Source organism: Flagellimonas meridianipacifica, from assembly GCF_003001695.1.
In the GTDB taxonomy this organism is placed as follows: domain Bacteria; phylum Bacteroidota; class Bacteroidia; order Flavobacteriales; family Flavobacteriaceae; genus Flagellimonas; species Flagellimonas meridianipacifica.
This window is the reverse complement of the sequence record NZ_PVYX01000001.1, coordinates 1,149,884-1,160,596: the sequence shown is the minus strand read 5'-3', so window position 1 is coordinate 1,160,596 and position 10,713 is coordinate 1,149,884. Positions and strand designations below refer to the sequence as shown.

10 protein-coding genes are annotated in these 10,713 nt (G+C 40.6%); 6 read left to right on the top strand and 4 right to left on the bottom strand.

Annotation, left to right across the window (positions count from 1 at the left end; translation table 11 throughout):
• Positions 1-9 precede the first annotated feature (9 nt).
• The 5 genes from CLV81_RS05195 to CLV81_RS05175 all read left to right on the top strand — a co-directional run bounded on the left by CLV81_RS05195 (position 10) and on the right by CLV81_RS05175 (position 4,244).
• Entirely contained in the window at positions 10-798 is a 789-nt protein-coding gene (locus tag CLV81_RS05195) for a PhzF family phenazine biosynthesis protein (protein WP_106143978.1), read from the top strand.
• Between the two features lie 3 nt (positions 799-801).
• The gene (gene hemB, locus CLV81_RS05190) at positions 802-1,791 is read left to right on the top strand and encodes a porphobilinogen synthase (protein WP_106143977.1); all 990 of its coding nucleotides are present in this window, start codon (positions 802-804) and stop codon (positions 1,789-1,791) included.
• A 41-nt stretch (positions 1,792-1,832) separates the two neighbouring features.
• The gene (locus CLV81_RS05185) at positions 1,833-2,954 is read left to right on the top strand and encodes a CNNM domain-containing protein (protein ID WP_106143976.1); all 1,122 of its coding nucleotides are present in this window, start codon (positions 1,833-1,835) and stop codon (positions 2,952-2,954) included.
• Positions 2,954-3,424, top strand: a complete 471-nt coding sequence (locus CLV81_RS05180; RefSeq protein WP_106143975.1) for a methylated-DNA--[protein]-cysteine S-methyltransferase — start codon at positions 2,954-2,956, stop codon at positions 3,422-3,424. Before CLV81_RS05185 ends, CLV81_RS05180 begins: the two co-directional genes overlap by 1 nt.
• Before the next feature lie 103 nt (positions 3,425-3,527).
• Entirely contained in the window at positions 3,528-4,244 is a 717-nt protein-coding gene (locus CLV81_RS05175) for a 3'-5' exonuclease (protein ID WP_106143974.1), read from the top strand.
• Between the two features lie 40 nt (positions 4,245-4,284).
• On the opposite strand, the gene CLV81_RS05170 is transcribed toward CLV81_RS05175, so the two are convergent.
• Positions 4,285-6,480 (bottom strand): S8 family serine peptidase, encoded by a 2,196-nt coding sequence (locus CLV81_RS05170; protein WP_106143973.1) that lies wholly within the window; start codon positions 6,478-6,480, stop codon positions 4,285-4,287.
• A 151-nt stretch (positions 6,481-6,631) separates the two neighbouring features.
• Complete coding sequence (locus CLV81_RS05165) at positions 6,632-7,597, bottom strand: endonuclease/exonuclease/phosphatase family protein (RefSeq protein ID WP_106143972.1); 966 nt, start codon at positions 7,595-7,597, stop codon at positions 6,632-6,634.
• Between the two features lie 58 nt (positions 7,598-7,655).
• Here CLV81_RS05165 and hflX point away from each other — a divergent pair, with 58 nt between their 5' ends.
• Positions 7,656-8,873 carry a GTPase HflX gene (hflX, locus tag CLV81_RS05160; protein ID WP_106143971.1) on the top strand — a complete coding sequence of 406 codons (1,218 nt, stop codon included), beginning with the start codon at positions 7,656-7,658 and terminating at the stop codon, positions 8,871-8,873.
• 258 nt (positions 8,874-9,131) lie between these two features.
• Here hflX and CLV81_RS05155 read toward each other — a convergent pair whose 3' ends face one another.
• Entirely contained in the window at positions 9,132-10,067 is a 936-nt protein-coding gene (locus CLV81_RS05155) for a DUF3078 domain-containing protein (RefSeq protein WP_106143970.1), read from the bottom strand.
• Between the two features lie 136 nt (positions 10,068-10,203).
• Positions 10,204-10,710, bottom strand: coding sequence for a DUF2480 family protein (locus CLV81_RS05150; protein WP_106143969.1), 507 nt, complete (start codon positions 10,708-10,710; stop codon positions 10,204-10,206).
• Positions 10,711-10,713: the final 3 nt, after the last annotated feature.

Here is a 10,713-nt window from a genome sequence, read left to right as displayed (position 1 = left end):
TAACACGATATGAAACAAAAAATCTATCAAATAGATGCTTTTGCATCCGATTTATTCAAGGGTAATCCTGCTGCTGTTTGTGTTATGGATGAATGGTTGCCCGATGATATAATGCAGAGTATTGCCGAAGAAAACAATTTGGCCGAAACCGCTTTCACAGTTCTTGAAAATGGCAGCTACACCCTCCGTTGGTTTACTCCAGAAACCGAAGTGGACCTATGCGGACATGCTACTCTTGCCACGGCTTACGTTTTGTTCAATTACTATGATCATCAAGAAAATACCATTCGGTTTTACTCGCCAAGAAGTGGCGAACTGATAGTTACTAATGCTGGTAGTGGCCTTATTTCACTTGATTTTCCCACGGATGAAATTGCGAAAATAGAATCGGTTAGTGCTATCAATCAAGCTATTGGTCAATCTCCTCTAGAAACTTTCAAAGGAAAAACGGATTACATGTTGGTTTATGGTTCGCAGAAGGAAATTGAAAGCTTAAATCCAAATTATTTCCTTTTAGATCAAATAGACTGCAGAGGTGTAATTGCCACGGCTCCCGGAGACGAAGTGGATTTTGTTTCTCGTTTTTTCGCCCCAAAGTGTGGTATCCCTGAAGATCCAGTCACAGGTTCGGCCCATACCACAATGACTCCGTATTGGTCAAAGAAGTTGGGAAAAGAGATACTTTCCGCAAAGCAGCTTTCTCATCGCGGAGGTGATTTGAAGTGCGAAGATTTGGGAAACCGAGTAAAAATATCAGGACGAGCCGTACCTTATTTGGTTGGCGAAATAGAATTATAACCTATGTATCCATTAATCAGAAATAGAAGACTCCGTCAAAACGAATCCGTTCGCAGGTTGGTTCGTGAAACAATAATTACCCCAGATGATTTTTTAGTGCCCTTATTTGTGGTGGAAGGAAAAGGGATTAAAGAAGAAATTCCATCCATGCCCAACTATCACAGGATGAGCCTGGATTTGCTTCATACTGAAGTTAAGGATTTATGGCAAATGGGATTATGCGCTGTTCTACTTTTTGTAAAAGTTCCTGATGGTTTGAAGGATAATCAAGGAACCGAGGCGTTGAATCCCGAGGGATTAATGCAACGAGCCATTAAAACAGTAAAAGACGCGTGCCCTGATATGTTGGTTATGACAGATGTGGCGTTGGACCCGTATTCTTCTTATGGACATGACGGAATAGTTGCAGCAGGAGAGATTTTGAATGACGAAACCAGTGAGGTTTTGGCCGAAATGAGTGTTTCCCATGCACAAGCTGGTGCAGATTTTGTCGCTCCCAGCGATATGATGGATGGGAGAATCCTTACCATCCGCGAGGCTTTGGAAGAAGAGGGCTTTCAGAATACGGGGATAATGAGTTATTCAGCCAAATATGCCAGTGCTTTTTACGGACCGTTCAGGGATGCTCTGGATTCTGCACCTGTCGATATTGAAAATGTACCCAAGGACAAAAAAACCTATCAAATGGACCCAGCCAACCGGTTTGAAGCCATTAGGGAAACCCAAATGGATGTAGATGAGGGTGCCGATATTGTAATGGTCAAACCTGGACTTCCCTATTTGGACATTGTTCGAGAGATTAAAAACGAAGTGGATGTACCCGTTGCTGTCTATCAGGTTTCAGGAGAATATGCGATGCTCAAAGCAGCTGCTGAAAAAGGTTGGTTGGACCATGATACGGTAATGATGGAACAACTTATTGCCTTAAAAAGGGCGGGGGCCAATATAGTTGCAAGTTATTTTGCCAAGGATGTCGTACGATTGTTGGGGTAGTTCAAAAAAAATATCCCTACTTTTAAAAAGCACTTAATACTATGGGACTTTTACTCTTTTACGCTTTCATTTCAATTTTCTTTTCTTTTTTATGCTCTATTTTGGAGGCGGTGCTATTGAGCATAACCCCAACTTTCATCAACGTAAAAAAACAAGAAGGCAAAGAATACGCGATTCAATTGGAGGGATTAAAAAAAGATGTGGACAAACCTCTTATTGCCATCCTCACCCTAAATACCATTGCCCACACAGTAGGTGCCATTTTGGTTGGAGTTCAAGCAAAGGTGGCTTATGCCGAGCTTTATGGGACCCAAACCCGTTCCATTTTTGGTGTGGAATTTACTGAGGATTTGATGGTCGGTGTCGTGTCAACTATAATGACGATTTTGATTTTAGTGGCATCCGAGATTATTCCCAAAACCATAGGCGCTACTTATTGGAAACAGTTGGCCAATTTTACAGCCAAGTCCTTAAAAATTATGGTGTTGATTCTTAAGTATACAGGTTTGTTATGGTTGTTACAATTGTTTACTAGGCTTGTAGGCGGAAAAGGACACCATGGCAGCGTACTTAGCCGAGAAGATTTTACGGCAATGACCGATATCGCTGAAGAAGAAGGGGTTTTTCAAGAATCTGAGTCCAAGGTGATAAAAAACCTATTGACTTTTGATGAAATTCAAGCTAAGGACGTCATGACCCCAAGAACCGTTATGAAGATAGCCTCTGAAGATACTAGCATTCAAGAATTCTTTGAAAACAATAGACCCTTACGCTTCTCCCGTATCCCAATTTTTAAGGACCGAGCGGACAATATCACCGGCTTTGTCCTTAAGGATGAAATGCTGGAAGCCATAATCAATAAAAAAGGAAAAGAGACGCTGGCGACTCTAAAGCGAGAGATATTGGTAACTCGAAGAAACAAACCCATTCCTGAGCTTTTTGAAAAGTTTGTGGAGCAACGAGACCATATTTCCTTGGTTGTGGATGAGTATGGTTCGGTTAGTGGTCTGGTAACTATGGAAGATGTAATCGAAACTCTATTAGGTTTGGAGATAATGGACGAAAGTGACAATGTGGAAGACCTCCAAGTATTGGCTAGAAAGAACTGGGAAACTCGAGCGAAGCGTTTAGGAATTATTGAAGAAGAAAGTGAAATTGAGTAATGGAAACCGCTTATATTGAGACACCTATAGGTTTTGCGGAGATAAAAGGCGATGAAAATGGCCTATGCAATGTTAGTGTTCTTGATGAAGAAAAACCAAAAGGTATAATTCCTGAGGTTTTGGAGGATGCTGTGTATCAATTTCAAGAATATTTTGAGGGGAAACGCCAACATTTTACTCTAAAACTAAATCCTGAGGGAACAGATTTTCAGAAAAAAGTATGGGAAAAGCTCCAAAACATCCCTTTCGGAAAAACCATATCGTACCTTGAGCTTTCCAAACAGCTTGGAGATGTAAAAGCAATTAGAGCTGTAGCTGCCGCCAACGGAAAAAATCCGCTTTGGATAGTGGTTCCATGTCATCGAGTTATAGGAAGCAATGGTGATTTGGTTGGCTATGCCGGCGGACTTTCCCGAAAAAAGTGGTTATTAGAGCACGAAAGCCCTGTAAAACAGACTTCACTTTTTTAGTTTGCACAATCCAAAGTCGTTTCGAGCCTTGTCCCGAACTGGTGAGGGAACTGTGAGAAATCTCCTAAAATTTATATCTTCCAGCCCATAAAAATTCCAAATCATGCTTTATAAACTTAATCTTGAACATATCCTGTTTTTGGATATTGAAACTGTACCCCAACATCCCAATTTTTCTGCCTTGGAAGAAAGTGTCCAAGACCTATGGGCACAAAAAACCCAATACCAACGAAAAGATGAAATAACCCCTGAAGACTTTTATGAACGAGCCGGTATTTGGGCCGAATTTGGAAAAATCATCTGCATTTCGGTTGGTTATTTCCATTTGAAAAATGATGCGCGGAGCTTTAGGGTCACTTCCTTCCATGGAGATGAAGTGGAATTGCTTAAAAGATTTAAACAGCTACTTCAAGAGCATTTTAGCCAAGCTAAGCACCTACTTTGCGCGCACAACGGAAAGGAGTTTGACTTCCCTTATATTGCTCGTAGGATGGTAATCAACGGCCTAAATCTTCCTTACAAATTGGATTTGTTTGGTAAAAAGCCTTGGGAAGTATCACATTTGGATACTATGGAGCTCTGGAAATTTGGGGATTATAAACATTATACTTCTTTAAAATTACTGGCGCATGTACTAGGTATTCCTTCGCCCAAAGAGGATATGGACGGGAGCATGGTTCAATCGGTCTATTACGTAGATAATGATTTAGACCGAATCGTTTCCTACTGTGAATTGGATGTAGTTACCACGGCGCAAGTTTTTTTACGACTCAGAAATGAAGAGCTTTTAAGTGAACAGGAAATCGAAAAGGTTCTATAACAGGGATTGAAAATCCCCAACTTTTTTCAACTAAGAGTTACTAATTCTTGTAAAACTTGGTGCTTTGTATGCCTGAATAGTCTTGTACAACCAGAATGTACAGTCCGGAGGATAAATCTGTGACAGATACTTTTTCAACAGCGCTTCCTTTCTTAACAATAGTTCCAGATGAAGTTACAATGGAATACACCGCGTCTTGAGACAATTCACCATCGATTTTCAATTCATTTACCGCTGGATTAGGGTACACACTAATCCCCAGTGAGCCACTGAAACTGAAAGTTTCATTTTCCAAAATCTGGGTCTCTGTCCCATTAAAAGTAAATCGTAGCACTTCAGAAAACTCAGAAGTTTTGCTTTCGGTGCATATCGTACGAACTTTAATCTCATAATCCTCGCCAATGATAAGGTTAGCTAGTTGAATGTTGTTTTCTGTAATCAAATCAGATTTCCAACTCGCTTCTGAACTGGATTTGTATCGAACTTCAAAAAGGGTTTCTTCTGCTTCTGACCAATTAACAACCAATGAATCCTCATTCAAAGAACCTAACTCGATATTTTCAGGAGCTCGAAGCGAGCAGTTTGAGATTTTTGCTCCAGACACAATCAAAGAAAAATCTTGAAAGCCATTTTTCAATTCTCCTTTATGACTGATGACAATGGTATACGATCCCTTTGCATTTTTAATATCGACTCGCTCAAAGGGATCAACCGAATTATCAGCTTTTGTCGCTGTATCATTCGCTCGATGAGGATTTAGCTTCCAGGGTAAATTCGTCTCATTGTTCTGTATCACTCGAATATCTAAATCGTTTACCAAAGCTTTTGTAGTACTGTTGAGATCCCCTCTATTGATGTACTGTCCTTCAACATCTGTCCAAGAAACCGATATAATTAAATCTTCGGTACCCAAAGCTTCTACTTCTAACGAATAGGTTTCTCCCTGCATTAATTGGCTTTCATCAATCAAAGTTGTGAATCCTTCATTCTGAAGTGTCTCTGCAGCAGTTTTTGCATTAAGCACACCCCATCCCATTTTGTAATCCGGTCCAGGGGTTCCAACATCGTCAGCAGTGTGTATTGCAAGACCCTTTAGGGTGGCCGACTTCATGAAATGACCAAAAAGCTCATTATGATATTGTTGAAGTAGAAGTAAAGACCCCGTTACTCCAGGAGCTGCCATTGAAGTTCCTGTTGAGGTTCCGTAACTGGAATTACTTTGTGAAGTTGTAGAAAAAATGGATGATCCATCGCCTGCTAAATCCGGTTTGATTCTACCATCATCAATAGGTCCTAAGCTACTATAGGCAGCAACTTCGGCTTCCAACAACTCGCCCTTCCCATTTAGCTTGGTATTTGCGCCTGCGACCGTTAATGCATTTTTTGAAGTTGTAAATCCTAGCAATAAATCAAATCCGTCAGCCGTTTTGCCATAAATTGGTGATGCATTGTCTTGTGATCTTTGTGAATTCCCAGCTGCATTGACCATCAAATAGTAGGGCGCATTATACATGATTTTATCCCAATCTTGTGAAACTTTGATGTAGGCCCCAAAATACCAATCAGGTACACGATCCGATTTAATCCCGTACGAATGGTTACTTAAAAGCAAGCCTGAAGCTGCTGCTTCCGCAACCTCAATCTTATCTCTAGTCCAATTATGTGTAACGGCTTCTGCCCCAAATGCAACGCCTCTTGCTTTTGGCTTCATCCCAGAAGAAATGATATTACCCGTGACCAATGTAGCATGCGGACTCACTTCTTGCGAGGTGTCTCCAGCACTTGCTCTTGTATCAAACTCTTGATGGGAATTTAAGGCGATACCACTATCCCAAACCCCAACCTGCATTCCACTTCCATCCAAACCTAGATTTAAAGTACCATTAGAATATAGGGATTGCGCTCTTGAAACCTGGTTGGTTGGGTCATTTAGGGTAGTGTAGTACAACAGTGTGCCATCTTCGCCAACATCGTTTAAAGAGACTTCGGTTCCATCCCTTAATTTCTCCGTTTTGTTCCAGCGGGTCGTCTTGCTCACTTCATCCAATCGCAAAGCTGTATTCTTTGCTTCTTCTTCAAATTCTGAAATAAGAGAAGTGATTTTTTGTTGATTGTATTCCAAAAGAATTTCTTGCCTCTCTAAAATGGTTTGCCCAAAACTGGAAAACACTCCAAAAAAGAGTAGAAGAGTCGGTGTAAAAAGCCTAGTTGCCCAAGTAGGTATTTTAAAGTCCATAATCGTGGTTGAGTAAGATTTGGACTACAATACTATTTTATGTGGCAGGAATCATCGTTAAAAAACCTTTTTATTTCGACGAATTACATAGATTTTTTCGATGGGCTGTTGTGAAAGTTTTAAATAGTGTTGTGTAGTATTTTTCCTTCTTCTAATTTTCTTTTAAAACTACATATACTGGAAAATGATCGCTATAGCCGCCCAAATACTTCTTCCCCGCATACGTTCTAAACGGATTCCCTTTATATTTTCCTTTCCACTCTTTTAGAAATTTAGGCGCGAAAATCTTAGCTTTTTTAAAACTGTGGGTCCCCTTTTCAAAGTTCAAAAAGCTATGCGATAGTAATATTTGATCAAATAAACTCCATTCTCCTTTGTAATTGGCGCTTCCCGAATTTGGAGATAATAAGGATTGCATGGGATTGATGAACTTACCGGTGTCCATTAAGCGTTGGATACTTTCTGATTTTGGGTCGTCATTGAAATCGCCCATAATGATACAATTAGGATTCTCTTCCGGAATACTTGCCAATTTCTGAATGATTGTATCGGCGGCCTTTATTCTTTTAGGGCTTGTTTTCTCAGCTCCATCCCTTCTTGAGGGCCAATGATTCACAAATACATGAACCTCCTCCTCATGTAATTTGCCATGCACATATAATATGTCTCGCGTTAAATCACGTTCCCCATTACCATTATCTACCAATAAGGGAATGGTCTCAGCTTCAATTACTGAAAAGTGTTTTGGGTCATATACCAAAGCGGTATCGATTCCTCGTTCGTCAGGTGAGTTGAAGTGTACATAAGCGTAGTCTAAATCCTTTAGGGATTTAGTGGAAAGCAATTCATTGATAACCGTTTTGTTCTCTACTTCGGCCATACCGACCAAAATGGGATGCAGAGTACTGTCTCCTTCCCCTATCCTAGAAATAGTTTTTGCCAATTTTTTGGTTTTCCTTCGAAACTTGGATTCATCCCATTTTTTAAAACCTTCGGGAGTGAAATCATCATCAAGTACATAGGCATCATCTTTCGTATCAAAAAAATTCTCCAGATTATAGAATGCAAGGGTAAAATGGTCTTCCAAAATGTTGGGGTTAAGCTTGAAGTTATTCATCACAAAATACAAAAAACGCTTTCAAAACATTACGTAGATTTGCACTTTACCACGACTTATGCTAGAAAAAAAGGCCATTGCGTATGAAAAGGCGGTACTGATTGGGGTCATCAATCAGAACCAAAATGAAGAAAAGGTACGGGAGTATTTGGATGAGTTGGAGTTTTTGACCTACACAGCAGGCGGCGAGGTGTCCAAGCGCTTTGTGCAACGGGTAGAGACCCCGAATCCAAAAACCTATATCGGTAGCGGGAAAATGGAAGAGGTACAACAATATGTAAAGGACAACGAAATTGGTTCAGTCATATTTGATGATGAGCTTTCCCCTGCACAGCAAAACAACATTGAAAAGCTTTTGCGTTGTAAAATCCTGGACCGTACCAGTCTCATTTTGGACATTTTTGCCCAGAGAGCCCAAACTAGCTATGCAAGAACCCAAGTAGAACTGGCGCAATATGAGTATTTGTTGCCACGCCTTACTGGCCTTTGGACACACTTGGAACGGCAACGAGGGGGTATAGGTATGCGCGGTCCTGGGGAAACCGAGATAGAAACGGACCGTCGTATTGTTAGGGACCGCATTGCACTTCTTAAAAAGAAGCTGGTAAAAATTGACCGTCAAATGGAAACCCAGCGTGGCAATCGTGGTGCCTTGGTTAGAGTTGCTTTGGTAGGATATACCAACGTGGGGAAATCTACCTTAATGAATGTTATTAGCAAGAGTGAGGTCTTTGCCGAAAACAAGCTTTTTGCCACTTTGGATACCACGGTACGTAAAGTTGTGATTGGAAACCTACCTTTTTTATTGAGTGATACTGTAGGATTCATCCGAAAGTTACCCACACAATTGGTAGAAAGTTTTAAGAGCACCTTGGATGAAGTTCGCGAAGCAGACCTACTGCTTCATGTGGTGGATATTTCCCATCCTAATTTTGAGGAGCACATTGCTTCCGTAAATCAAATTTTGGATGAAATCGGAAGTTCTGATAAGAAAGCCATAATGGTCTTCAATAAAATCGACCAGTATATCCCGGAAACCATTCCTGAAGACGACTTGGTCACAGAGCGAAACTCATCACATTTCACTTTAGAGGAATGGAAAAAAACATGGTTCAACAAAATTGGAGACCGAGCCCTTTTTATTTCAGCTCTGAACAAAGAAAATCTGGATGAATTTAGAAAACGGGTGTACCAGGAAGTTCGTGATATCCATGTGACCCGATTCCCGTATAATAATTTTTTATATCCAGAGCATTTGGATGAGTACCATTCTTAATTCAGGCCATCGGTTCACTTCTTCGACGAACGACCCGCTCTAGGTTCTCCCACCACAACTTTCTTGCGGTTCACAACAAAAATTTAAGCACAAACCACAGAAAAACTATTTTCATATTGTTTTTAAGTGATAGTGTTGCCGCAAGTCTTCCATACGCTTAACCTACTTTAGACTGTGGTATAAAAAGCTTAAAACCCCAAATTCGCCCCACATAAAAAGCCCTCCAAAAGGAGGGCTTTTCTTTTTATTTTGTTTCAATTAAAAGGTATAGCTTAGACCCAATGTCCAATACGTTTGTAGCTCATTATCAATGGAGTCGAACGTGGCATCCGGGTCAGGAGTGGGTGCCAAATTCTGAACAAAGTTCAAGGTTTCCTGTCGGTTGTTTCTCAGTCCAAAATCAAATCCTACACCAATCACTTTCCATAATGTGTAAGCAAAAGAATTGGTCCAGGTCCAGTTACTTAAATCACCATCCTCATAACTTTGGAACATGGATAGATTACTCTTAAAACTGATTGCACCAATTTTTCGGGTATAGTCTGCAACAATTTTTGCACCGGCAGACGATTCAAAGATGGTATCCTCATCACTGAATACAAAGTTGTAGTTAAGAGGATGAATCACAACAACCAAATCGGGAATGGGCGTCCAGGTGGCACCAATACCTAAATCCAAATACCCTGGATTGTTCACATTGCTCAAAAGCGTAGTCCGGTATTCGGCCAAGGCCGATATCGCAAACTTTTCACTCAACTTTCTTCCATAAAGCGAAGAGATATTAAAGACATCCGTTGCCTCACGAAAGCCACTGTCGTCGGTGGGGTCGTCCTCATCATCCAGTTTTACCCAAGCCAAATTGACATTGGCTGCATTGCGCCAAAAGAACTTTTCCTGCTGCAGATTGGCAAAGGCATTTACGGTGAACCCAATATTCCCCGAAGAGTTGTTGGGAATCCCTTGGGCAAACCAGTTATTGAACTCTGAAATGCTTCCGCCTATGGTTCCAAAAGCGCCAATTTTCCAACCTGGTAGGGCATCCAGTTCGGCTTGAAGGGCATTGACTCTACCCTGAATTGCGGCAATTGAATCCTTTTTTGGTCCCATTTCAGCTTTAATTTCCTCAGCTGTCTTTTGCCCAAATACGGGAACTAGGGACAGGCATAGCAAACAAGTAAATAAAATGTGTTTCATAGTATGGAGTTTAGTGTTAAGACCCCAAAAATAAAAAATGTCACACGTAAAATACAGTTTTTGCCTACATGCCTTACTTTAACGACTATTTAATCGAACATCAATTAATCATTCCAGGAAATAACAGGTCAGAAGACTATTTCTTTTTGAAAAGAGGCACAGCGGAGCAAGCCTCCCCATACATAACGCTTTTGGCTAGTTGTTGAATTTTGGTAATGGCCATGAGATAAGCATTTTGAGGAACAGGTTTATTAGCGCAACCTTTTATTATAATAGGCTTATCCTTAAAATCAGAAAAGTTATACTGGGTAAGCTGTTCTTGATATAGAGTAGTTTCCAAGGTTTCCAAATTACCTTGAACCACTTTTTTGGCAAAGGGAGCCAATTTGGAGGTTACCAACATAAAGGCCCATCCGGGTACAATGGCATCCGAAGAACAGGTAAGCGCCACATATTTATCCTGATAGGTGGTCCAATCCATTTCTTCCAATTGCGCACGGAACTCTTTTTCCCGCAAAATTAACCCTTCATAAAGCCATTGGGAGATATCGAGGGTTACACGTTCCCCCTCTTGATAAAGTTCTTCAAGGTCAAAGGTGATTAATTTGCTTTGGGCTACTCTATTTATTATTTCTTCTTCCATATT